Source organism: Arthrobacter sp. P1_B9, assembly GCF_056406495.1.
On the sequence record NZ_JBFUAA010000019.1, the window covers coordinates 38,572 to 61,784 of the forward strand.

Genomic DNA, 23,213 nt, shown 5'->3' on the forward strand with positions numbered 1-23,213 from the left:
CTACTGCTTCCTGCCGTGCTGGTTCGTGCCCTGCTGTTTCGGACGCTGCTGTTTCGGACGCTGCCGGTTCCCGCTGCGCTCGTTCGAAGACGCGACGCCGAGGATGAGATCGGCCATGCGCCGGTCGGCGTCGCGGATGCCGAGCTGTTCGGAGCTGGCTGCCATCCGGGCCAGCCTGTCCGTGTCCAGCAGCAGGGGAATGATGTTCCCGCTGATCCAGTCGGCGGAGAAGGCCTTGTCATCGATTATCAATGCGCCGCCCGCGGCGACCAGGCCCGCGGCGTTCAACGCCTGCTCGCCGTTGCCGATGGGCAGGGGCACGAAAACGGCAGGCACGCCCACGGCGGCCACCTCGCAGACCGTGGCGGCTCCGGCACGGGCCAGCAGCAGGTCCGCGGCGGCGTAGACGGTTTCCATCCCGTCGACGTACTCCACCTGCCGGTAGCCTGGCGCGGCGAGCGGTTTGCCGTCGGCGTCGTGGACGGACTTGCCGCGACCGGTGATGTGCAGGGTCTGCACGCCGGCGTCGGCGAGGGCCCCGACGGCCGCGGCGAGGGACCGGTTGATGCTCTGGGCGCCCGAGGACCCGCCCGTGACGATGAGCGTCGGCCGGTCCGCGTCCAGGCCGAGCGCCTGCCGTGCACCGGCCCGGGCGGCCGTGCGGTCGAGGCCGGAAATTTCGGGGCGCATGGGCATGCCTACGTGCCGGGCGGCGCGGCCCAGTTTGGTCGCGGCGAAGGCCACTGCCACGTGGGCGCCGAGGCCTGCGCCAACGCGGTTAGCCAGGCCGGGACGGGTGTTGGCCTCGTGGACCACGATTGGGATCTTCCGGCGCCGGGCAGCGAGGTACATCGGTGTGCACACGTACCCGCCGACCCCCACCAGGACGTCGGCGCCTGCCTCGTCCAGGATGGAACCCGCCTGCTTCACCGCACCGGCCATCCGGCCCGGCAGCCGGAGCAGATCCGCGGAAGGCCTGCGCGGGAGCGGGACACGGCTGATGGTGGCAAGGTCCAGGCCGGCCGCCGGGACGAGCCGCGCTTCCATTCCCCCGGGGGTCCCGACAGCCAGGAGCTGCACTCCGGGGCGGGACTGCCGGAGGGCGCCGGCAATTGCCAGCAGCGGGCTGATATGGCCGGCGGTTCCGCCGCCGGCAAGGACCACGGACAAGGGCGACTCGGTGTTCATGAAGGGCTGTTTACGCTTTCGTACGGTTCTTGGTGGCGGGGCTCTTGGCGGGGTTCTTGGTGGGGTTCTTGGTGGCTGGGCTCTTGCCCGCGGGGGCCTTGGGCCGGGCGGCCGTGCGGGCGGCGGACCGGCTGGAGGCCGTGCTGGCGGCGGACCGGCTGGCGGCAGTCCTTGCAGCCCGGGCAGCGCGGGCCCTCCGGACGGAATTGGCGAAGGCGGCCGGGCCGAACCTGAGCATCTTCTTCGGCTGCATGCCGGGGTCCATCTGGGCCCGGGCCAGGGACAGGACGACGCCGATTGCGCACAGTGACATCAGCAGGGCCGAGCCGCCATAGGAAATGAAGGGCAGTGGGACACCGATCACCGGTGCCAGCCCGGTGACCACGGCCATGTTGACGCTGGCCTGGCCCAGCAGCCAGACCATGATCGTGCCGGCCAGGACGCGGTGGAAGACATCGTGCTGGGCGACGACCACCCGGTAGATGGCGGTGCCGAGGATGGCGAACAGGACCAGGACGACGATCGTGCCGACCAGTCCGAGTTCCTCGCCGATGATCGCGAAAATGAAGTCGTTGTGCGCTTCCGGGATCCAGCTGTACTTCTGCCGGCTCTGGCCCAGTCCGACGCCGAACCAGCCGCCGGACGCGAGCCCGTACAGGCCGTTGGTGGACTGGTAGTTCAGGTCGGAGCCGTCGGCGCAGGTCTGGCCCGTCCATGACAGGATGCGGCACATCCGGTTCGGGCTCGTGACGGCGAGGATCGTCGCGCCAAGGGCCAGGACCGCCCCGGCGAACCCGAAAAGGTACAGCCGCACGCCGGCGAAGAACAGCGCGGCGGCCACGATGATCATCACGATCATGGCCGTCCCGAGGTCGTTTCCGGCCAGGATGAGGCCCAGGACCGCAATGGCGCCCGGGAGCACGACCGGAATGAGCGCGTGGCGCCATTCGTGGAGGAGCTTGGCCTTGCGGTCAAGCACGGTGGCCATCCAGAGCGCGAGGGCGAGCTTGGCGGCTTCGGAGGGCTGGAACGTGAACGGACCGACGTCGATCCAGTTCTGGTTGCCCAGCGCGCTGCGTCCCACGAGGAGCACCAGGCCCAGCAGCGCAATGGCCAGGAACATGAGCGGCCAGGCGAAGCGCCTGAGCCAGACGACGTTCACGCGGGAGAGGACAAGCATCGCGAAGACGCCAATCGCGGCGAATCCGCCCTGTTTGAGGGCGGCGGAGTACGGCGACTCCCCCGCGGCGATGGCTTCCACGCTGGAGGCCGAGAGGACCATCATGATCCCGATCGCCGTCAGCGCCAGGGTGGAGCCAAGGATCAGGTAGTACGTGGATCCGTTGCGCGACTTGCCGGTGCCTTCCAGCGCGGACCAGAATCCGCGGCTCCAGGCACGCACCCGGGCCGCGGGGGTGACGGCGGGGCCGCCGGCCGTTGGCCGCGCCGCCGAAGGGGCCGGACGGCCGGCGGGCGTGCCACTGGTGGCCCCGCCTGCGGCGGGTCGTGCCGCCGTCGTACGTGTGGGCGTGCTGACCATTGTTACTCCTCGCTGGTCTGAGCCTGCCCTTCCACGAGCTCGCGGACAGCTTCGATGAAGGCATCGCCACGGTGAGCATAGGAAGAGAACTGGTCCATGGAAGCAGCCGCCGGGGCCAGCAGCACAGTGTCCCCGGAGGCGGCCAGCTGCGCCGCCGAGGCAACGGCCTGGGCCATCACAGTCTCGCCGAAAATCGGCGAAGGGCCTGCGTCGGCTTTGGCCGTACCGGCAGTCTGCACGTCTTCAGTCTCGCCCTTGCCCTGCCCGATCACGGGGACATCCGGCGCGTGTYGCTTCAGGGCGGCCTGCAGATCGCTGGAGTCCGCGCCGATCAGGACCACGGCCTTGAGCCGGCTGCCCTGTTCCTGGATCAGGGAGTCGTAATTCACGCCCTTGGACAAACCTCCCGCGATCCACACCACATTCTGGAACGCGGACAACGAGGCGGCGGCGGCGTGCGGATTGGTGGCTTTGGAATCGTTGATCCACAGCACACCCTCATGCCGGGCCACCAGCTGGATCCGGTGGTCTCCCGGAAGGTAGTTCAGCAGGCCCTGGCGCACAGCCGATGGCTCCACCCCGTAGGCCCGTACCAGGGCAGCGGCTGCCAGCGCGTTGGCCACCATGTGGCGCGGCGCCACCGGTCCGAGGTCGGCGATCGAGGCGAGTTCGGCCGCGCTGTCCTTGCGTTCGGCGATGAACGCCCGGTCAACCAGCAGCCCTTCCACGACGCCGAGCATGCTGATGGCCGGGGTCAGTGTGGTGAATCCCACGGCCCGGCAGCCTTCAACCACGTCCGCGTCCTCGACCATGCGTTCGGTCTCGATCTGCTCGGCGTTGTAGATGCAGGCCTTCTTCGTGTTGGCGTAGACCTTGGCCTTGTCGGCGAGGTAGGAGGCGTAGGAGCCGTGCCAGTCCACGTGGTCTTCAGCGACGTTGAGGCACACGCTGGCCACCGGCGACACCGAGTGGCTCCAGTGCAGCTGGAAACTGGACAGTTCCACCGCGAAGGCGTCGTAGTCCACGGGATCGCGCAGGGCGTCCAGGATCGGGGTTCCGACGTTGCCTACGGCGATCGCTTTCAGGCCGGCGGCCTGGAGCATGGATTCGGTCAGGCCGACCGTGGTGGTCTTGCCGTTGGTGCCGGTGATGGCCAGCCAGTCGGCGGTCTTGCGGCCCTCGCGTTCGCGGAGCCGCCAGGCGAGCTCGACGTCGCCCCACACCGGAATGTGCGCCCGCGCCGCTGCGGCGAGCAGGGCCTGGTCCGGGCGCCAGCCCGGGGACGTGACCACCAGGTCCGGCTTCTGCCCGTCGATCTTCGGAACGGACTCCACCGCTTCCTCGCCCAGCAGGACGTCCACGGCGCCGACGATCCGGAGTGTGTCGGCCTGGGCCAGCGCCTTGGCGCTGGTGGCGGCGTCCACCACCACCACCCGGGCGCCGAGTTCAATGAGGGTGTCGGCGGCGGCGAAGCCGGAGACGCCGATGCCGGTGACCACGACGCGCAGGCCGGCCCAGTCGGAATCCCAGGTGGTGAGTCCCTGCAGCCGGGGCGAGGTGGTGAGCGGGGCGGGGATGGGACCGGTCACAGCAGCACCACCCATTCGGCGTAGAAGATGCCCAGGCCGGCGGCGACAAACAACCCGGACAGGATCCAGAACCGGACCACCACCGTGACTTCGGCCCAGCCCTTGAGTTCGAAGTGGTGCTGGAGCGGTGCCATCTTGAAGAACCGTTTGCCCTTGGTGATTTTGAAGTAGCCCACCTGGATGATGACCGAGAGCGTGATGAGGACGAAGAGCCCGCCGATGAAGGCCAGCAGCAGTTCGGTGCGGGACAGGATCGCAAAAGCTGCGACGGCGCCGCCGATGGCAAGGGAGCCGGTGTCGCCCATGAAGATCTTCGCGGGCGAGGTGTTCCACCACAGGAACCCGACCATCGCCGCGCTCAGGATGGCGGCCAGCAGGGCCAGGTCCAGGGGGTCGCGGACCGAGTAGCAGCCGCTGCCGGCCTGCCGCGGGGATCCGCAGGCCTGGTTGCTTTGCCAGATGCCCATGAGCGTGTAGGCCCCGAACACCATGACGGAAGCGCCCGCGGCCAGGCCGTCGAGGCCGTCGGTGAGGTTCACGCCGTTGGTCGCGGCCGTGACGATCAGGTTGGACCACAGCACAAACAAGATGGCGCCGAGTACGGTTCCGGCGAACGCGAGGTTAAGCCACGGAATATCGCGCACCAGCGAGATCTGGGTGGACGCCGGGGTCAGGCCCGCCGCATTCGGGAAGTTCAGTGCCAGCACGGCAAAGATGATGCCAACAGCGCCCTGGAGGATCAGCTTGGCCTTGGCGTCCAGGCCCAGGCTGCGCTGCTTGGAGATCTTGATGAAGTCATCCAGGAATCCGACCAGCCCCATGCCCACCATGAGGAAGAGCAGGAGAAGCCCGGAGGCGCTTGGCCCCGGTGAGTGCGGGTTCATCATCCACATGATCAGGTGCGTGAGCCCGTAGCTGACCAGGACCGCCACGACCACCACGGTGCCGCCCATTGTGGGCGTGCCCCGCTTGGTGTGGTGGGAGGTGGGTCCGTCGTCCCGGATGAATTGTCCGTAGCCCTTGCGGACCAGGAACCGGATGAACAGCGGGGTGCCCACAAACGCGAGGAGCAGCGCCATTCCGGCGCCCATCAGCAGTGCAATCACAGCTGTGCACTCCCTTCTGTGGCGGTTGCGGCAGTTCCCTCAGCAGGTCGCTCGGGAGAGTCTTGGGTGGCATGTGGGGGTAATGCTATCCGATCCCCCAAGTGGCGCAGCCCGATGCCGTTCGAAGACTTGAACAGGACCAGGTCGCCGGGCTGGAGCTCGGCTTGGAGAAGCTCGTAGGCCTCGTCCGCCGTCTCGGCGAAAACGCATTCGTCGCCCCAGGAGCCTTCGTTGACGGCGGAAACATACAGCGACCGCGCCTCCCGGCCCACCACGACGAGCCGCGAGATGTTCAGCCGCACCACCTGGGTGCCGACTGCCATGTGCTCGCGGATGGAATCCGGGCCCAGTTCCAGCATGGCGCCCAGGACCGCCCAGGTGCGGCGGCCGCGGCCCAGCTCGGCCAGCGTCCGCAGTGCTGCCCGCATGGACTCCGGGTTGGCGTTGTACGCATCGTTGATGACGGTCACGCCGTCGGGACGCTCCGTGCGTTCCATCCGCCAGCGGCTGGCGGCGGTCTGCGCGCTGAGCGAGGCGGCGATCTGCGCCCCGGGGATGCCGGCCGCGTGCGCCGCAGCCGCGGCCGCGAGGAGGTTGGCCATGTGATGGGCGCCGATCAGCTTGGCGGCGACGTGGTGCCGGGTTGGCCCTTGCTGTGCTTTCCCGTCCGTCACGTCGGCGGGCAGGTAGAGCTCAAATTCCGGGTGGCCGTCGGCGTTCAGTTCCACATCCGCGGCCCTCACCACATTGGCCTGGGCCACGTCGGCCTGGATGGTGTTGTCCTGGCCTGTGCCGGCCGCGCGTGAGGTGTAGCCGAGCACGCGGGCCCGGGTCCGGGTGGCCATCGCGGCGACGCGGGAGTCGTCCAGGTTCAGCACGGCGGTGCCCCCGGCCGGGAGCGCCTCCACGAGTTCGCCCTTGGCCACCGCGATGTTCTCGACGCCGCCGAACTCCCCGGCGTGGGCGGAGCCGACGCCGAGGACGACGCCGATCTCCGGCCGGACCATGTCCGCGAGGTATTGGATGTGGCCGATGCCCGTGGCACCCATCTCGATGACGAGGTAGCGGGTGTCGAAGTCGGCTTTGAAGACTGTGAGCGGCACGCCGATCTCGCCGTTGTAGGACCCTTGCGGCGCAACTGTGGCACCTTCGGCGCCGGCGGCCGCGAAGATTCCGGCGAGCAGGTCCTTCGTGGTGGTTTTGCCGGCGGAGCCGGTGATGCCGACCACGGTGAAAGCGGCGCCGGCCGCGGCGCGGCTGGTGCGGATCCGGCGGACGGCTTCGGCGGCCAGCGCGCCCATGGCGAGGACAGTGTCCTCAACGACGACGGCGGGATAGTCCGTTCCGGCGGCGTCGGCCACTTCGCGCTCAACGAGCGCCAATACGGCGCCCCGGTCAAAGGCTGCGCCGACGAAGTCGTGTCCGTCGGCGTTCTCCCCCGGTTTGGCCACATAGAGGGAACCCGCCGTGGCCTCGCGGGAGTCGGTCACCACGGAGGCGGGGGTAATTCCCGGTTCCGCGGCGAGCCGGCCGTCGGTTATGTCGGCGATTTCCGCCGCTGTAAATGCAATCATCTCGGTTTAGGACTCTATCCGGTGGTCTTCGAGAACGGTGAATCCCCGTGCTGTCAAGGCGTTCCGAAGCTCCACCCGGTCATCCAGTGCCAGGTTGATTCCCTTGACTTCCTGCCAGACCTCGTGACCGCGCCCGGCCACGAGGATGGTGTCCCCGGCTCCGGCGAGCTCTACTGCCTTCAGGATGGCGGCGTCGCGCGGGAAGACCTCCAGGACTGTGCAGTCCAGGCCTTCGTCGTCCTTGGCCGCGAGGGCCCCGGCAAGGACGTCCGCGCGGATGGCCGCCGCGTCCTCGTCGTGGGGATCGTCGTCGCTGACAATCACGGTGTCCGCCAGCCGCGCCGCGATGGCACCCATCGCGGGGCGTTTGCCCTGGTCCCGTTGTCCGGTGGCGCCGAAAACGATGATCACTCTGGATCCGGGTTCCGGGGACCGGACGGCTTCGAGGGCACGGGCCAGTGCGTCGGGGTTGTGCGCGAAGTCCACCACGGCGGCCGGGGCCGTGGACACGAGCTGCATCCGGCCCGGCACGGCAACGGTGAAGGGATCCGCGGCGTCGAGGGCCGCCTGCACCGCGGCCGGCTCGTGGCCGCCGGCGAGGACCATCACCGTGGCCAGCGCGGCATTGGCGACGTTGAAGCCGCCCGGCAGGCCCGTGTGGACGCGCAGCTCGGCGCCGTCGCGGTGCCGGAGGACGAAGTCGGAGCCGAGGCCCCGCGGAGCAGTCCGGACCACAGTCCAGTCCGCCGTCCGGTCCGTGGTCCCGTCGGCGTCAGCCGGCCCGGCGCCGTCGGTCCCGGCCGTGGCCAGGGTCGTGACCGGGATTTCGGCGGTGGCCGCGAGCTTGCGGCCCCAGTCATCATCGATGGTCACGACGGCGGCGCGGGCGCGTTCCGGCGAGAACAGCCGGGCTTTGGTCTGGAAGTATTCCTCCATGGTCCCGTGCAGGTCCAGGTGGTCCTGGGTGAGGTTCGTGAAGCCGGCGACGTCGAACACCACGGCGTCGACACGGTGGAAGGACACGGCGTGCGAGGAAACCTCCATGGAGGCGGCATCGAGCCCGCGTTCGCGCATGAGCGCCAACAGTGCGTGCACATCCGTGGATTCGGGAGTGGTCAGCAGGCTCGGGATCGGCTCCCCGCCGGCCAGGATCTCAATCGTCCCGATCAGCCCGGTCCGCTTACCCAGCGCCCGCAGCAGGGCATTGATGAAATAGGTGGTGGTGGTCTTGCCGTTAGTGCCTGTCACCCCGAAGAGGGCCGGTGCCCCGGCGCCGTCGGGCCTGCTCTGGTAGATGAGCGCGGACAGCCGGCCGACCACGCTGCGCGGCTCGTGGGCCAGCAGGACCGGGACGGCGATGTCATGGCCCAGGGCCAGCAGGCGCGCCCCGGCGTCGTCTGTCAGAACCGCCACGGCGCCGGCGTCGACGGCCTGGGACACGAAGTCGGCCCCGTGCCGTGTGGCGCCCGGCAGGGCCACGTACAGGTCTCCCGGGCGGACCGACCGGGAGTTCAGGGAGATCCCGGTGACCTGGACGGAGCCGGATGCGCCGGGAACGGCGACGCCGATCGCCGCGCCAATGTCTGCCAGCGGCACTGCGGCAACCGCAGTGGGCCGGAAGCCCTGGGTGGAGTCATGGCCGGACGGCGCGGAAGCATCGGGGTCGGTGAGCTCTGACAAGTGGATCTCCGTTGTGGTGCTAGTGGATCGGGCACTGAACTAATCGGGCACTGAACTAATCGGGCACTGAAAAAAATCGGGCACTGGTAGATCGGGACCTGCGCACGCGGAAATGCTCCGGCGCGCAGGCAATGGGTGTGGCGTCGGCTGGTGACTTCCGGGTGCCAGGTGGAACAGGCGCTACTTGGCGTACTGCGGCAGCCGCGCGGGTTCGCCGGTGGAGGGCTGGACGTTGAATGTGCGCAGCGTCTGGCTCATCACCGAACGGAACACCGGTCCGTTGGTGATTCCGAAGATGCTTCCCTTGGGCCGTTGCAGGACCACCTCAACAATAAACCGCGGATCGTCCATGGGCGCCATTCCGATGATGGAGGCTGTATAGCCGCAGAACCCTGATTTGCCGTCGTCGCAGGGCGATTCGGATGTGCCGGTCTTGGCGCCCACCCGGTACCCGTCGATCGCAGCCTCTTTGATCTCGCCCTCGGTTACGGCGCTCTCAAGGATGTCGCGGACCTGTTTGGCGGTTTCCTTGGAGACGACCTGCTGCGGGGCCTTGGCCGGGACTTTTTCCTCGGCACCGTCCGGGTTGATGTAGCTGTCGATCAGCCGGGGCTGGAGCATCACGCCGTCGTTGGCGATGCTCTGGTATGCCCGGACAGTCTGGAGGGTGGTTTGGGCGACGCCCTGGCCGAAGAGCACTGTGTATTGCTGGCGCCCGTCCCACTGGTCGGCCGGGGTCAGGATGCCCTTGGATTCGGCCGGCAGACCGATGTCGGGGGCAACGCCGATGCCGAACTTCCGCAGCCAGTCATAGCGCTGTTCCTTGCTCAGCCGCTGGCCCACCATGACTGTGCCGGTGTTCATGGAATAGCCGACAATGCCCGCCAGCGTCCGCTGCTCGGTGCCGTGTTCGAACGCGTCGCTGAAGGTCTGGCCGTCCACTGTGTAGGTCGGTGGAATGGTGAACCTGTCCAGCGGGCTGGACTTCCCTTCCTGAATCGCAGCTGCGGCCGTGATCATCTTCTCCACCGAGCCGGGCTCGTAGGCGGCGGTGACGGCCCGGACCCCGCGGTCCTCGGCGGCAACCTTGCCGGGGTCGTTCGGATCCGGGGAATCGGTATCGGCCATGGCCACGATGTTGCCGGTCTTGACGTCCTGGACAACAATCACGCCCCACTCGGCACTGAGCTTGTCCTTCTGGCTTTGGATCGCCTGTTGGGAGAAGTACTGCAGGTCCGAATTCAGCGTGAGTTTGATGTCCTTGCCGTTCACCGCCGGCGTCAATTGGTCCACGCCCACCGGGATGCGCAGTCCGTCGGCGCCGATTTCAAAGAGCCGCTTGCCCGGTGTGCCTTTGAGTACCTCGTCCTGGGTCTGCTCGAGGCCCGCCTGTCCGGTGCTGCCGTCCTTGAGGAAACCCACAATTCCGCCGGCCACGGAGCCGTTGGGGTAGACCCGCTTGCTGGTGCCTTCGGTGACGATGCCGGGAATCTGCAGCTTGGAGACCTTGTCCTCGACGTCCGGTTTCAGGTCCTTGGCCACGATGTAGTAGCGCTGGGTTCCGGTCAGGGCATCGCGGAGGGTGCCGCGGTCCATGCCGAGCACGGCGGCGAGTTCGGAGATGCCCTGGTCCCGGGTGACCTTGACGAGCTCGTCCTTGCCGTTGATGGTCTCGAACCGGCGGAAGGTTTCGGTCTTGGTGTTGACTGTCTGGTCCACGACGACGTTGTAGCGGATGACGCTGCTGGCCAGGACCGCGCCGGAGGAATCGAGGATGCTGCCGCGCTCCGCGGGCAGCACGGTGGGCGTGAGCCTGTTGTTGAGGGCGGCCTCAGCCAGTCCCCCGATGTCCAGGCCCTGGACCATGAACAGCTTGCCGCCGACCACCAGCAGGAGCGCCAGCATGATGCCAAGCCCCACGCGGAGCCGCCGGGTGGGGTTTGGGGCTTTCGCCTTGCTTGCCCTGCCGGAGTTCTTCGCCACGGTGAGTCCTTGCTGCTTGCCTTGCTGGTGGTCAGTGAACGTTACTGCCCCGGCGTCTTCTGTGCGGGGGCGGGAACCGAGCCGCCGTGGAGTTCCACGGCGGGGGCGGCGGGTTTCGGTGCGGGTGCGGGCTTCACAGCTGCCGGCGCCTTGTCTGTGTCCGCCGGTTTGGTGTCGGCCGGCCTGGTGTCCGCCGCCTTGCGCTGGGCGAGAGGCTCGTTCTCCGTGGCCGGCGGGACAACCGTGAGCTGCCCGGCGACGGCCGGTGCGGCGATGACGGCGCCCGGGGCATCACCCTTGACGGCCGGCTTGGCCTTGCCGGTGACATTGAGGGTGGAGAGGTCGATCTGGCCCTTGGCGACCGAAGCCACCATGCCCAGCTCCGTGGCCTTGGCCGCCAGGTTCTGCGGGGCGTCGAAGTTCTGCACCTGCTGGGTGAGGTCCTGGTTCTGCTTGGTCAGTGTGGTCTGTTCACTGCGGAGCTGGACCAGCTGGTACTGGGCTGAGGAGACGGAGATGTTCAGGACCAGCACGGCCATGAGGGCAATCGCCAGGAGCCCGAAGCAGAGCACCACGAACGGTGCGCGGCGCTTGCGCGGCACGGAGCGGACCACCGACAGCGGGGTGCGTGCCTTGCGGGGCTGGTCAAGGCCGGGGCGGAGGCCGGGCAGGGCACGGGCAGTGGCGCCCTGGGCAACGGGGTAGCTGTTGACGGCGGCGGTGCTCATGCGGCTCTCCTGGCTTTGATGCGTTCGACGGCGCGCAGCCGGGCGGAAGCTGCGCGGGGGTTTTCGGCGATTTCAGCGGCGGTGGGTACCTCGGTGCCCTTTGTCAGGGTTTTGAGTTCGGCTTTGTGCTCTTCGAGCTCGACCGGGAAGCCGAGCGGCGCCGAGGACTTCGATCCGGCCTGGAAGAAGCCCTTGACGATCTTGTCTTCCAGGGAGTGGTAGGACATGACCACCACACGGCCGCCGAGGGCGATGGCCTCGATCGCTGCCGGGATGGCGCGCTCGAGGACGTCCAGTTCCTCGTTGACCTCGATCCGGAGCGCCTGGAAAGTGCGCTTCGCGGGGTGGCCGCCGGATTTGGCGGCACCGGCGGGCACCACGGCCCGGATCTGGTCGACCAGTTCGCCGGTGGTGGTGAAGGGCTTTTCGGCGCGCGCGGCCACGATCCTGTTCGCGATGCGGCCGGCGAACTTCTCTTCGCCCCACTTCCGGATGATCCGGACGAGTTCTTCTTCGCTGTAGTTATTGACGACGTCGGCGGCCGTCTGGCCCCGGCTGGTGTCCATCCGCATGTCCAGGGGCGCATCGAAGGAGTAGGCGAAGCCGCGTTCCCGCTCGTCCAGCTGGAGGGACGATACGCCGAGGTCCATGAGCACTCCGTGGACTTCGGTGAAGCCCAGGTCTTCGAGGACGTCCGGGATTTCGTCGTAGACGGCGTGAACGAGGTCGGTCCGGTTCTCGAAGGGCGCCAGCCTGGACCCCGCCAGTGCCAGGGCTTCCTCGTCGCGGTCGATGCCGATCAGGTGAAGGTCCGGGAAGCGCTGCAGGAGGGCCTCCGAGTGTCCGCCCATGCCGAGCGTGGCGTCGATCACCACGGGGGTCTCGCCGCGGCTCCGTGCGGCCTCGATGCCGGGGGCCAACAAATTGATGCACCGGTCCTTGAGGACCGGTACATGGCGTTCGGACGTCGGCTTCGCCTGGTCGGGATCCGTCATGCCTTCGTCCTTTCGTTGGCCTTGTTTGTTTTGAGCTTTGCTAGTTGCGCTTTGCTAGTTGCTTGGTACTGCTCTTACGCAACGTTCCTTGGTCCAGATCCCCATCCGCGCCTATCCTGCGCCGGCCTGGCTCCGGGGAAGTGAGCCAGGACAACAACCGGATGGGCGGCTGGAGATCTCGATCAAGGAACGTTGTTTGCTGGTGGATCAGTGGGGGTTCAGAGAATCCCCGGGATGGCGTCGTCTGTTTCCGAGAAGGCGGTTTCCTTTTCGGCCAGGTACTCATTCCAGGCCTGGGCGTCCCAGATCTCTGCCCGGGATCCTGCGCCAATGACGGCGAGTTCCCGGCCAAGACCTGCATACTCCCGGAGCGCCGGCGGAATCGTCACGCGCCCCTGCTTGTCAGGTACCTCGTCCGAGGCTCCAGAGAGGAAAACACGGATGTAGTCACGTGCCTGCTTGGAGGAAATTGGAGCCTCCCGCATCTGCTCGTGAACCCGGCCGAATTCCGCCTCACTGAAGACGTAGATGCAACGCTCCTGGCCCCTTGTGAGAACCAGCCCGCTGGCAAGTTCCTCTCGGAACTTCGCGGGGAGGATAATTCGACCTTTTTCATCCAGACGCGGCGAATGTGTGCCGAGAAACACGGCCCACCGCCTGTCTGTTTTAGGAAGTCCAACGTCCCCTGTGCTGCCACTACCCTCTTACGTCCTCCACATTACTCCACATCGCTCCACAGTCAACGACACGCCCGGGATGTTTAGACAATTCTGCGGATGTTTATCCCCCTTCTTCCCAGCATTTGCAGGCAATCGGGACTGGTGGGGGAAAGTGGAGCGATTTTTGCCTGCTTGCCTCCCACCCCGCACCGATTGACGGGGCGTACCGGCGCGGGAGCGAATAATTCGGTGCGGTTGTCCCTTTTGCGGCGCCATCGAAGCCAAATTCCAGCAAGGCTGCAGCAAAGGCGCCGGAAATAACCGCGTTAAATGGCGAAAGACCCGCCGAAGCGGGTCTCGCGCCGCTCCCCGGCGGACCGGTGGCGGGAAGTGGAGGACTTTACGGGGCCGTCACTGAGCGGTTTAGGACTCGCCCCCGTGCCGTTCGTCCCAGCGCTGCTCGAGGTTGCTCATGAACGAACTCCTGGGCTTGCCCTGCTTGCGTCCGCCGGCTGCCCTGGCCTTGCCGACCGCAGAACTGCGCATCGTGGCGAAATAGACGCCGGCGCCCATCACAACAAAGCCGAGGACCCCGACAAAGATGTTCTGCATCGACACCCCGACCAATAACAGCAGCACGCCCGCGAGAGTCGCGAGCACGCCGATGACAAGGTGGCGGGTGGACCATGAGCGTCCGGGGACCGATCCCATTGAGCTTGCAAACTTTGGGTCGTCCTCATGCAGCTGCTTCTCAAGTTGCTCCAGCAACTTCTGTTCGTGTTCCGAGAGCGGCATCACGACCTCCTCAAGTCTGCCAACGTCCGGGCATGACGTGGCCATTGCCCTAATTCCCTAACGCCCGGGATTCCGAAGTGGTTCCCCCGTCACCGCCATTGGTGAAAAGGGGGTCAAATCAGCTCTCCCGCGCCGGTCTTAGCTGGCCAGGTCGCCCTAACGGTCGATCCAGTAGTCCTAAACCTAGGTATTAATAAGGATAGATTGTTGCGGCCTGTTCTGAAAGACAGTCTTAAGGCCCTTTCGCCGCCGGAACCCTTGGGAACGGGCGGCCCGACGGGGGTTCCGGCCGGGTTCACTCAAGGGCGCCCCCGGAATCCAGGAGCCGGGCCGGAAGGACGGACTTGTTGCCGAACTTCCGGGTGACAGCATCGAGGGCTTGTTCGGCGGCCCGCCAGTTGTCGTCCCGGCGGTCAAGACTGAGCTGAAGCGGGGCATCGGCGGCCTCTTCCAGCTGCTCGGCGCGGATGCCGACCAGCCGGACCGTCATGGGCCGCTGACCCACAGATTCCAGGAGCTGCACTGCCACCGCGTACAGGAGTTGGGCGCTGTCGATCGGTGTGCTCACGGTGCGGCTGCGGGAAATAGTGGAAAAGTCGGCGTAGCGCAGCTTGAGCGCCACGGTGCGGGCGTGCATACCGGCACTGCGGAGGCGCTCCGCCGTCCGGTGCGAAAGGCGCAGCAGCTCCCTGTGAAGCAGCGCGTCATCCGCGGTGTCAGTGGCGAACGTCTCCTCGGCACCAATGCTCTTTTCCAGGCGGACCGGCGTCACGGGCCGCGGATCGATGCCCCAGGAGAGCCGGTAGACATGCTCCCCCGATGCGCCCAGCAGCTTGCGCAGCGAGGGCAGCGGCGACGCTGCGACGTCCGCCACCGTCCTGATGCCCCGTCGGGCCAGCACCTCCACGGTCTTGCCGCCGACTCCCCAGAGCGCACTGACGGGAAGGCTGTGCAGGTAGGGGACGGTTTCCTCCGGCCGGATCAGCAGCAGCCCGTCCGGTTTGCAGCGGGTGGACGCGATCTTGGCCACAAACTTGCTGGCGGCGATGCCCACTGATGCCGTAATGCCCAGCTCCCGGAACACGCGGGCCCGGATGAGTTCGCCAATCTCCCGTGGCGGCCCGAGCCTCCGGATGGCTCCCCCGACGTCCAGGAACGCCTCATCCACGCTGAGCGGCTCGACGAGGTCGGTGATGGAACCAAAGATTGCCATGATCTGGCCGGACACTTCGTAGTACAGCTTGTGGCGGGGCTCGATGATGACAGCCGAGGGGCACATGCGCGCCGCCACCACCATGGGCATCGCCGATCTGACGCCGAAGGCGCGGGCCTCATAGGACGCGGAGAGCACCACGGAGCGGTCCGCCGGGTAGCCCACAATCACGGGCTTTCCCTTCAGCTCGGGCCGGCTGCGCAACTCCACGGAGACAAAGAAGGCGTCCATGTCCACGTGCATGATGCTGCTGCGCCGCAGTTCCAGCAGTGAGTCCCCGCCCAGGCTGCCGGCAGGCTGGATCTGGGGCTGCGCATTCGAGGGCCCGTTGGGGTGCATATTCCTCTGCGCTCCCTGCTGATTCTCTGCGTCCGGCCCCACGTCTTCAATCCTATGCCCGGGGACTGACTAAACTGGAGGCTGATTCCGCTTCAACCCCAGGAGGAAAGTCCCTGTGAAGGTATTTGGACAGCGCAAACGTGCCGCAGCCGCCATCGCGGCGGCTGGCGCGCTATTGGCCTTGGCCGCATGCACGCCTGCCGGCACCGGGAGCCCGGCGGCGTCGCCGGCGTCGACCCCGGACGCCTCTGCGCAGTCCTCCACCACGGCTCCCCCCAGCCCTTCCGCGGAGCCCGGCACGTCAGCCACGGTCGGCGCCCTCGTACCCGGCTTCCCGCAGAAACTCCTGCCGCTGATGCCAGGAGCCCAGGTGGTCTCCAGCAGCTTCGACAAAACCACGGTGCCGGCAACCGCGGCACTGGTCGGCAGCATCACCGCCCCGGCCGCCGATGTCCTGGCTTTCTACGCCAAGGGGCTGCAGGCGCAGGGATTCAAGCCCGTACCCGGGGAAACCGTCGGTGCCCTGCCTTCCAAGGACTTCCTGCGCGGGGACAACGAAACCGTGAACATCTCCGTCATGCAGACAACAGGGGTGTCCACGTTCACGATCGGTGCGAACGTCGCTGCCGAGTCCGTCAAGTGAGTCTCGCCGAACAGCTGCGGCTCGAGCAGGCGGATTACGTGGCCGCCGTCGCCGGCAAGCTCACCGAGTTCCTGACCAGCCGACAGGCCATCATGGCCTCGATCTCCCAGGACATCGATCCGCTCATGGGCTCGATCTCAAACCTGGTCACGGGCGGAAAGCGCCTGCGGGCGCTCATGTGCTACTGGGGGTGGCGCGGCGCCGGCGGAGAAGCCGGCGCGGCCGAGGTGGTCACCGCCGGCTCGGCCCTGGAGCTGTTCCAGGCCGCGGCCCTGATCCACGATGACATCATTGACCGCTCGGACACCCGCCGGGGCGGACCCAGCGTCCACCGCAGGTTCATTGAACTGCACGAGGCCCAGGGCTGGGCGCTGGACAGCGAGCGGTTCGGCCACGCGGCAGCGATCCTGACCGGGGATCTCTGCCTGTCCTTCAGCGAGGAATCGTTCACGGAGATCGGACACCGTGCCGCCTCCGGCAGCCCGGCACGGCTGATCTTCAACCTCATGCGTGCAGAAGTCATGGCCGGGCAGTACCTCGACATCCTGGAAGAGGTCGCCGGGCCCCGGCGGGACCGCGCCGGGGCCGTCAGCCGGGCCCAGTCCATCATCCGGTTCAAGTCGGCCAAATACTCCACCGAACACCCGCTCGCCCTCGGCGGCGCCCTGGCCGGCGCCGGCGACGAGCTGCTGCGCGGCTATTCCGCGTTCGCGCTGCCGCTCGGTGAGGCGTTCCAACTGCGGGACGATGTCCTTGGCGTCTTCGGTGACCCCGTCACCACCGGCAAACCTGCCGGGGACGATCTCCGTGAGGGCAAGCGCACGGTCCTGGTGGCCTTCGCCCTGGACCAGGCCTCCGCGGCCGAATCAGAGTTCATCGACGCCAAGCTGGGCAGCCCCGATCTCGGCGACGCGGACATCGAGGAGATCCGGCGGATCATCGTGGACTGCGGCGCACTCCAGGCCACGGAAGTGCTCATCGAGGAGTTCGGCAAGGCCGCCTTCGCCGCCCTGGACCTGCTGCCGCTTCAGGAGCTGCCCAAAACCGCGCTCCGCAGGCTGGCAGAAGCCACGGTCAGCCGCGCCGCTTAACCCGGCCCTCACGGCAGCAATGCCTTTTTAAACGGTGCCTGGAAACGCGGCGGGCCGTGCACGGCGCTTGCGCTGTGCACGGCCCGTCATGGCACGTCCGGGGGATGCTGCCGGCGCAGTTGCTGCCGGTCTGCTTTTACCAGGCCAGTGATTGCGCCCTGCGGCGAATTTCGGTCTTGCGCCCTTCCCGCAGGGCGTCAATGGGCCGGCCGCGGAGGGAATCGTCCGGCGTAAAGAGCCAGTTGATCAGTTCCTCATCCGAGTATCCGGCGTCTGAGAGAACAACAATGGTGCCTTTCAGGCTCTCCACCGCATGCCCGTCCTGGATGAAAGCCGCAGGCACGGACCGGATGCGCCGGTCGCCGATTCTCACGGCCGCCAGCGCACGCTCGTCCAGCAATGCATGGACCTTGGTGATAGATACGTTCAGAAGCTGTGCGACATCGGGCAGGGGCAGCCATTCGCCCACGAGGCTTTCTACATTACTCACGCATAAAGATTGCCACGGCCGGTGCCCCGCCGCCTAGTCGGCATCCGCAGAATTCACGCTGCGGTCATGGCCGGTCCCGCCGCGCCGGAATGCCGCCCGGCTTCACCGGGGGACTCCCCTGGAACGACTTTCGGACGACACTCCACCGGAAACGGGTTTGCGGAATGTCAAACGGTTCTTGTGCTAATTGCCAATTCATGAGAGATTCACATAGATCACATTTGTAACAGAAATAACTTTTGTCACACTGGTAACACCAGTTCTACCGGCCTGACCGCAGCGTTGCCGCTGAGAAGAGGATCTTTCCAATGACAACCTCACGTTCGCCACAGCTCCGTCCGGGGCGCAGCCTGCCGCTCATCGCGGCGACGACGGCGGCGCTTCCCGCCGTCGTGCTTTCCTCCCTGGCGATCGCCCAGCCTGCCGCAGCCGAATCGCGGGTGCGCTCGGTCCCGGCAACGCTCGCGGCCGCCATGCGTGCCCAGGCGAAGGCTGACGCGGCGACATCCCTGAAGGCGGCAGTGATCCCGGCCGCCTCCGTCCCGGTGACGCTGCCGAGCGCCTTGCGGCCCGCGCAGACGGCCGCTCCGGCCGTCTACACGATCGCCCGCGGCGACACCATCAGTGCCATTGCCGGCCGCTACGGCCTGGACACGTTTGCCGTGCTCAAGCTGAACAACCTGCAGGCGAACACCATCATCTACCCGGGGCAGAAGATCAAGCTCACGGGCTCGACGCCGGCGCCGGCAGCGCCCAAACCGTCCGCACCGGCGAAATCGACGCCGACAACGCCCGCCTCGGGCGGCGGCAGCGTGTACGTCGTCAAGTCCGGCGACACCCTGAGCGCCATCGCCACCCGCCACGGCGTTGGCCTTTCCGAGATCTTCAAGTGGAACGGGCTCGGCATGAGCTCCGTGATCTATCCCGGCCAGAAGGTCAAGGTCGGCGGCGGTTCCAGCACGCCGGCCCCCTCCGCACCCGTGACGGCCGCCGCACCCAAGCCGTCGGCGCCCGCGCCCGCCAGTTCCGGCTCCTACACCATCAAGGCCGGCGACACCCTCTCCGGCATCGCGGCCCGCAACGGTGTCAGGCTCTCGGACGTCCTGTCGGCCAACCGGCTGACAATGTCGAGCATCATCTACCCCGGCCAGAAGCTCGTCATCCCCGGCGCGTCGACCATCGCACCGGCATCGAGCACGCCTGCCACCACCACGCCCCTCGTGCCCAGCACGTTCCTCGGGTTCAGCTACCCGGCCGCGGTGGTCAGCTCGGCCAACCAGAACAAGGCGCTGCTCAATGCCTCTCCGGTGCCCACCCGCCAGCAGATGAAGTCGATCGTCGCGGACACGGCCCGGCGCATGGGCGTGGACGCCAGCCTTGCACTGGCTTTTGCCTTCCAGGAATCCGGCTTCGACCAGCGTGCGGTGTCACCGGCCAATGCGATCGGCACCATGCAGGTCATCCCGTCCTCCGGCGAATGGGCCTCCGATCTGGTGGGCCGCCAGCTGAACCTGCTCGATCCCTACGACAACGCCACGGCAGGCATCGCGATCATCCGCCAGTTGGTCCGCACGAGCCCGGATGTGGACACCGCAATCGCCGGCTACTACCAGGGCCAGTACTCGGTGAGCCAGAACGGCATGTTCGAGGACACCAAGGGCTACGTCGCCGCCATCAAGGCCAACCGGCAGCTGTTCGGCTAAACCCGGCCGCTCGGCCAACTACAGACTCCAGCACAGGCTCCCTTTCGGCGGAGCGTGACGCTACGGGCCCGGATCGCATGTTGATTCGGGCCCGTTTCTGTCCAGCGACTACGATTGTAAGGTGCAGGAATACGTGTCGGATGCTCTCGTAGGGAACCTGGTGGACAACCGCTACCAGGTTCAATCCAGGCTTGCCCGCGGCGGGATGTCCACCGTGTACCTCGCCACGGACCAGCGCCTTGAGCGTGATGTCGCGCTGAAGGTGCTCCATCCCCATCTGGCTGACGACCCGCAGTTCCTCGATCGGCTGGGCCGCGAAGCCAAGGCTGCCGCCCGGCTCTCCCACCCACACGTCGTGGGCGTCCTGGACCAGGGCGAGGACGGCCGGCTCGCCTATCTGGTCATGGAATTCATCAAGGGCCACACGTTGCGGGATGTCCTCAATGACAAGGGCGCCCTGTCGCCGCGGCTGGCCCTGGCGCTGATCGATCCGGTCGTCGAAGGCCTCGGCGCCGCGCACGCCGCCGGAATGATCCACCGGGACATCAAGCCCGAAAACGTCCTGATCGCCGACGACGGGCGGATCAAGCTCGGCGACTTCGGCCTGGCACGCGCTATCTCGACGTCCACCAGCACGGGCGCCCTGATCGGGACCGTCGCCTACATCTCCCCCGAACTTGTCCTGGGCAAACAGGCAGATGCCCGCAGCGACATCTATTCCGTCGGGATCATGCTCTACGAAATGATCACGGGCCGGCAGCCGTTCGAGGGCGACGTGCCCATCCAGGTCGCCTACCAGCACGTCAATTCCACCGTCGCAGCGCCCTCGCTGGAGGTGCCCGGGCTGGCCGCGGAGATCGACGAACTCGTCCAGTGGTGCACGGACCGGGACCCGGACAAGCGCCCCGTCGACGGCAGCGCCCTGTTGTCCGAGCTCCGGCACATCAGGACCAACCTCAGCGACGCCGAACTCGACCTCCAGCCGCCGGCGGCTCGCAGCACCCTGCCGGCCGTGGCAGCACCGCCAACCCGGCCGCCAGGCGGTACCGGTCCGGCGTCGGACGCGCAGGAAACGGCCCACGTGCTGCCGCCCACCGGAATGCCCACGGAATTGCAGACTGAGGTATACGGCAGCCTCGCCCGGCCCACCGAGATGCTTTCCCGCACCAGCGGCAACCCGACCACTGTGATGTCCGGTGCCCCGCGGCGTCCGGCCTACGGACCGTTGTCCACCCCGGACGAGGCGGCCTACGACGGCGCCGGGTATGACGGCCCGGCGGAGGGCGCGGTTGCCCCCAGCAAACGCGCCCAGCGCAAACTGGACCGGGACGAGGAGAAGGCGCGCCAGCGAGCCGCCGCCACGCCCACCAGGACCCTGCACGAGGGCAACCCCCGGCGCCGCGGCTTGCTGTGGATCGTCCTGCTCGTCGTCGCGGCGCTGCTCGCCGCCGTCGCCGGCTGGTTCTTCGGCATGGGTCCGGGGTCGCCGGGAACGATTCCCCCGGTGGCGAACAAGACCGTTGCCGAGGCCCAGGACCTGCTCCGCACCGCCGGCTTCCAATCCACGGTGAAGGATGTCTTCGACGACGACGTCTCGCCCGGGCTCGTGGTCGGCTCGGAGCCGACCGCCGGGGAGGTCATCCGCAAGTTCCAGCCCGTGTCGCTGGCCGTGTCCAAGGGCCCGGAGCTGTTCCCGCTGCCGGAACTGGCCGGCAAGAGCCTGGACGAGGCCAAGACCACGCTCAACGGCGCCCAGATGGCTTTGGGCCCGATTACCGAGACCTTCGACGAGAAGGCGCCTGCCGGAACCGTCCTTGCCCAGGCTCCGCGCAGCGGCAACCCGGTCAGGCACGGGACGCCCGTGGGCCTGACCGTCTCGAAGGGCCCGCAGCCCATCCCGGTCCCGGATGTTCGCGGGCAGGCGCAGGACGCCGCTGTTAAGGCCCTGGAAGCCGCCGGCCTGAAGGCCGTGGTGGCCCCGGAAGCAGTCAACGACAGGAACGTCCCAGAGGGCGCGGTGCTGGCGCAGGACCCGGCCTCCGGCAACCTGACCAAGGGCGGCACCGTCACCTTGACCATCTCGAAGGGCCCGAAGCTCGTCGAGGTCCCCAGCTTCATCGGCAAGCAGGCCTCGGAGGCCCAGGAAGCCCTTGAGAAACTAGGCTTCAAAGTCCAGGTCGATAACATCCTCGGCGGTTTCTTCGGCACGGTCCGGGACCAGAATCCGGTGGACACGAAGGCCCCGGAAGGCTCGACCGTTACGCTTACCGTCGTCTGACAGGCACCCCGCTCCGGCCCCTGCCATCGCACAAGAAAGCTCCGCCCGGCTGCTGTAGCCGGGCGGAGCTTTTTCTCAGAATGCGTTCTGTGGGAAACGTTCTGTCGGAATGCCTTCTGCCAGATGCGTTCTGTCCATCAGTGCGTCAGCGCTTGGAGAGCGCTCCGGCCACCAGGAACGCCATCTCGAGCGACTGCATGTGGTTCAGGCGCGGATCGCAGACCGACTCGTAGCGGTCCAGGAAGGCTTCCTGGTCGATCGGGTCGGCTCCGCCGAGGCACTCGGCGACGTCGTCCCCCGTCATCTCCACGTGCAGGCCGCCGGGAACGGTGCCGAGCGCGTGGTGGACTTCGAAGAATCCGCGCACTTCGTCAATGACGTCGTCGAAATTGCGGGTCTTGTAGCCGTTGGGCGAGGTGACCGTGTTCCCGTGCATGGGGTCGGTGACCCAAAGGACCTGGGCTCCGGAGGCGGTGACGCGCTCGACGATCGCCGGCAGCTTCTCGCGGATGTTGCCCGCACCCATGCGGGTGATGAAGGTGAGCCGGCCGGGCTCCCGGTTCGGATCCAGCTTGTCGATCAGGCGCAGGGCGTCGTCGCCGCTGGTCGACGGGCCGAGCTTGACGCCGATCGGGTTGCGGACGCGGGAGAGGAAGTCAACGTGTGCGTGGTCCAGCTCGCGGGTCCGCTCCCCGATCCAGAGGAAGTGCGCGGAGGTGTCGTAGGGCAGCCCCGTGCGCGAGTCGATGCGGGTCAGGGCGCGCTCGTAGTCCAGCAGCAGGGCCTCGTGGCTCGCGTAGAATTCCACCCGCTTCAGGGCCTCGAAGTCGGCACCGCAGGAGGCCATGAACTTGATGGCGCGGTCGATGTCCCGGGCCAGGGACTCGTAGCGGGCGTGGGCCGGGTTCTCGGTGAAGCCCTTGTTCCACTGGTGCACCAGGCGCAGGTCCGCGAAACCGCCCTGGGTGAAGGCGCGGATCAGGTTCAGCGTCGAAGCGGAGGTGTGGTAGGCCTTGAGCATCCGGCCGGCGTCGTGGGCGCGGGACTCGGGCGTGAAATCGTAGCCGTTGACGATGTCGCCCCGGTAGGCCGGCAGGGTGACGCCCTCACGCGTTTCATCGTTGGAGGAGCGGGGCTTGGCGAACTGGCCAGCCATGCGGCCCATCTTGATGACGGGCATGGCCGCGCCGTAGGTCAGGACAACGGCCATCTGCAGGATGGTCCGGACGCGGGCGCTGATCTTGTCCGCCGTCGCGGCTTCGAAGGTCTCGGCGCAGTCGCCGCCCTGGAGCAGGAACGCCTTGCCCTGCGCGGCGGCGGCGAGCCGTTCGCGAAGAATGTCCACTTCGCCGGCGAACACGAGGGGCGGGAGGACGGAAAGTTCCTTGACGGACGCCTCGAACACAGCCGGGTCCGACCAGGTGGGCTGCTGCGAGGCCGGGAGCTCCCGCCAGTTGTCCAGTCCGGGATAGTTGGCGGCTCCGCTCTGGGCGGTGCTGGTCAGCGGGGAAACTGGTTTCTCAGATAGCTCGGTCACTATCTAAGGATAGTTGCCCCATCAAGGTTCGGGGGCCCTGCCTGTCATTGACAGCCCGGCTGCCGTCATATGGCACCCGTGG

Annotated in this window: 18 protein-coding genes; 4 read left to right on the plus strand and 14 right to left on the minus strand. The window is 67.3% G+C overall.

Going from position 1 to position 23,213, the window contains the following annotated elements; all coding sequences use genetic code 11:
* From AC1D1A_RS19555 to dinB, 12 genes are all read right to left on the minus strand, one after another.
* The gene (locus AC1D1A_RS19555) at positions 1–1,188 is read right to left on the minus strand and encodes a UDP-N-acetylglucosamine--N-acetylmuramyl-(pentapeptide) pyrophosphoryl-undecaprenol N-acetylglucosamine transferase (RefSeq protein WP_476850420.1); all 1,188 of its coding nucleotides are present in this window, start codon (positions 1,186–1,188) and stop codon (positions 1–3) included.
* Positions 1,189–1,198: 10 nt separating this feature from the next.
* Entirely contained in the window at positions 1,199–2,728 is a 1,530-nt protein-coding gene (ftsW, locus tag AC1D1A_RS19560; protein WP_476948489.1) for a putative lipid II flippase FtsW, read from the minus strand.
* Between the two features lie 2 nt (positions 2,729–2,730).
* Positions 2,731–4,332 (minus strand): UDP-N-acetylmuramoyl-L-alanine--D-glutamate ligase, encoded by a 1,602-nt coding sequence (gene murD, locus AC1D1A_RS19565; RefSeq protein WP_476948490.1) that lies wholly within the window; start codon positions 4,330–4,332, stop codon positions 2,731–2,733.
* On the minus strand, positions 4,314–5,423 hold the full coding sequence (gene mraY / locus AC1D1A_RS19570; RefSeq protein ID WP_028275881.1) for a phospho-N-acetylmuramoyl-pentapeptide-transferase: 1,110 nt from the start codon (positions 5,421–5,423) through the stop codon (positions 4,314–4,316). The genes murD and mraY overlap by 19 nt, the downstream gene beginning before the upstream one ends.
* On the minus strand, positions 5,420–6,997 hold the full coding sequence (locus tag AC1D1A_RS19575; protein ID WP_476932344.1) for a UDP-N-acetylmuramoyl-tripeptide--D-alanyl-D-alanine ligase: 1,578 nt from the start codon (positions 6,995–6,997) through the stop codon (positions 5,420–5,422). The genes mraY and AC1D1A_RS19575 overlap by 4 nt, the downstream gene beginning before the upstream one ends.
* 6 nt (positions 6,998–7,003) lie before the next feature.
* Positions 7,004–8,677 carry a UDP-N-acetylmuramoyl-L-alanyl-D-glutamate--2,6-diaminopimelate ligase gene (locus tag AC1D1A_RS19580; protein ID WP_476948491.1) on the minus strand — a complete coding sequence of 558 codons (1,674 nt, stop codon included), beginning with the start codon at positions 8,675–8,677 and terminating at the stop codon, positions 7,004–7,006.
* 180 nt (positions 8,678–8,857) lie between these two features.
* Positions 8,858–10,660: a peptidoglycan D,D-transpeptidase FtsI family protein gene (locus AC1D1A_RS19585; protein ID WP_476948492.1), complete on the minus strand. Its 1,803-nt coding sequence runs from the start codon at positions 10,658–10,660 to the stop codon at positions 8,858–8,860.
* 41 nt (positions 10,661–10,701) lie between these two features.
* A complete protein-coding gene (ftsL, locus tag AC1D1A_RS19590; protein WP_476850414.1) occupies positions 10,702–11,388 on the minus strand; it encodes a cell division protein FtsL in 687 nt (228 codons plus the stop codon).
* Positions 11,385–12,383 (minus strand): 16S rRNA (cytosine(1402)-N(4))-methyltransferase RsmH, encoded by a 999-nt coding sequence (rsmH, locus tag AC1D1A_RS19595; protein WP_476857725.1) that lies wholly within the window; start codon positions 12,381–12,383, stop codon positions 11,385–11,387. The genes ftsL and rsmH overlap by 4 nt, the downstream gene beginning before the upstream one ends.
* Before the next feature lie 218 nt (positions 12,384–12,601).
* A complete protein-coding gene (gene mraZ, locus AC1D1A_RS19600; RefSeq protein ID WP_028275887.1) occupies positions 12,602–13,030 on the minus strand; it encodes a division/cell wall cluster transcriptional repressor MraZ in 429 nt (142 codons plus the stop codon).
* Positions 13,031–13,465: 435 nt separating this feature from the next.
* Positions 13,466–13,837, minus strand: coding sequence for a DUF3040 domain-containing protein (locus AC1D1A_RS19605; RefSeq protein ID WP_028275888.1), 372 nt, complete (start codon positions 13,835–13,837; stop codon positions 13,466–13,468).
* Positions 13,838–14,132: 295 nt separating this feature from the next.
* Positions 14,133–15,389 carry a DNA polymerase IV gene (dinB, locus tag AC1D1A_RS19610; protein WP_476948493.1) on the minus strand — a complete coding sequence of 419 codons (1,257 nt, stop codon included), beginning with the start codon at positions 15,387–15,389 and terminating at the stop codon, positions 14,133–14,135.
* Between the two features lie 115 nt (positions 15,390–15,504).
* Here dinB and AC1D1A_RS19615 point away from each other — a divergent pair, with 115 nt between their 5' ends.
* Together AC1D1A_RS19615 and AC1D1A_RS19620 are read left to right on the plus strand one after the other, a co-directional pair.
* Complete coding sequence (locus AC1D1A_RS19615) at positions 15,505–16,032, plus strand: RodZ family helix-turn-helix domain-containing protein (protein ID WP_028275890.1); 528 nt, start codon at positions 15,505–15,507, stop codon at positions 16,030–16,032.
* Positions 16,029–17,123: a polyprenyl synthetase family protein gene (locus tag AC1D1A_RS19620; protein WP_028275891.1), complete on the plus strand. Its 1,095-nt coding sequence runs from the start codon at positions 16,029–16,031 to the stop codon at positions 17,121–17,123. Before AC1D1A_RS19615 ends, AC1D1A_RS19620 begins: the two co-directional genes overlap by 4 nt.
* Positions 17,124–17,259: 136 nt before the next feature.
* Here AC1D1A_RS19620 and AC1D1A_RS19625 read toward each other — a convergent pair whose 3' ends face one another.
* On the minus strand, positions 17,260–17,613 hold the full coding sequence (locus AC1D1A_RS19625; RefSeq protein ID WP_026266238.1) for an Rv2175c family DNA-binding protein: 354 nt from the start codon (positions 17,611–17,613) through the stop codon (positions 17,260–17,262).
* A 308-nt stretch (positions 17,614–17,921) separates the two neighbouring features.
* On the opposite strand from AC1D1A_RS19625, the gene AC1D1A_RS19630 reads away from it, so the two are divergent.
* The gene (locus AC1D1A_RS19630) at positions 17,922–19,316 is read left to right on the plus strand and encodes a LysM peptidoglycan-binding domain-containing protein (RefSeq protein ID WP_476873059.1); all 1,395 of its coding nucleotides are present in this window, start codon (positions 17,922–17,924) and stop codon (positions 19,314–19,316) included.
* A gap of 121 nt (positions 19,317–19,437) precedes the next feature.
* Complete coding sequence (locus AC1D1A_RS19635; RefSeq protein WP_476850410.1) at positions 19,438–21,594, plus strand: Stk1 family PASTA domain-containing Ser/Thr kinase; 2,157 nt, start codon at positions 19,438–19,440, stop codon at positions 21,592–21,594.
* Between the two features lie 145 nt (positions 21,595–21,739).
* Here the strand turns inward: AC1D1A_RS19635 and AC1D1A_RS19640 are convergent, their stop codons facing one another.
* Positions 21,740–23,134, minus strand: a complete 1,395-nt coding sequence (locus AC1D1A_RS19640) for a class II 3-deoxy-7-phosphoheptulonate synthase (RefSeq protein ID WP_243179595.1) — start codon at positions 23,132–23,134, stop codon at positions 21,740–21,742.
* Positions 23,135–23,213: the final 79 nt, after the last annotated feature.

Bases quoted from the DNA above. Each gene is read 5' to 3' on its own strand.
- AC1D1A_RS19555 (WP_476850420.1), bottom strand. From the start codon at position 1,188: ATGAACACCGAGTCGCCCTTGTCCGTGGTCCTTGCCGGCGGCGGAACC.
- ftsW (WP_476948489.1), bottom strand. From the start codon at position 2,728: ATGGTCAGCACGCCCACACGTACGACGGCGGCACGACCCGCCGCAGGC.
- AC1D1A_RS19575 (WP_476932344.1), bottom strand. From the start codon at position 6,997: ATGATTGCATTTACAGCGGCGGAAATCGCCGACATAACCGACGGCCGG.
- ftsL (WP_476850414.1), bottom strand. From the start codon at position 11,388: ATGAGCACCGCCGCCGTCAACAGCTACCCCGTTGCCCAGGGCGCCACT.
- rsmH (WP_476857725.1), bottom strand. From the start codon at position 12,383: ATGACGGATCCCGACCAGGCGAAGCCGACGTCCGAACGCCATGTACCG.
- AC1D1A_RS19605 (WP_028275888.1), bottom strand. From the start codon at position 13,837: ATGCCGCTCTCGGAACACGAACAGAAGTTGCTGGAGCAACTTGAGAAG.
- dinB (WP_476948493.1), bottom strand. From the start codon at position 15,389: ATGCACCCCAACGGGCCCTCGAATGCGCAGCCCCAGATCCAGCCTGCC.
- AC1D1A_RS19630 (WP_476873059.1), top strand. From the start codon at position 17,922: ATGACAACCTCACGTTCGCCACAGCTCCGTCCGGGGCGCAGCCTGCCG.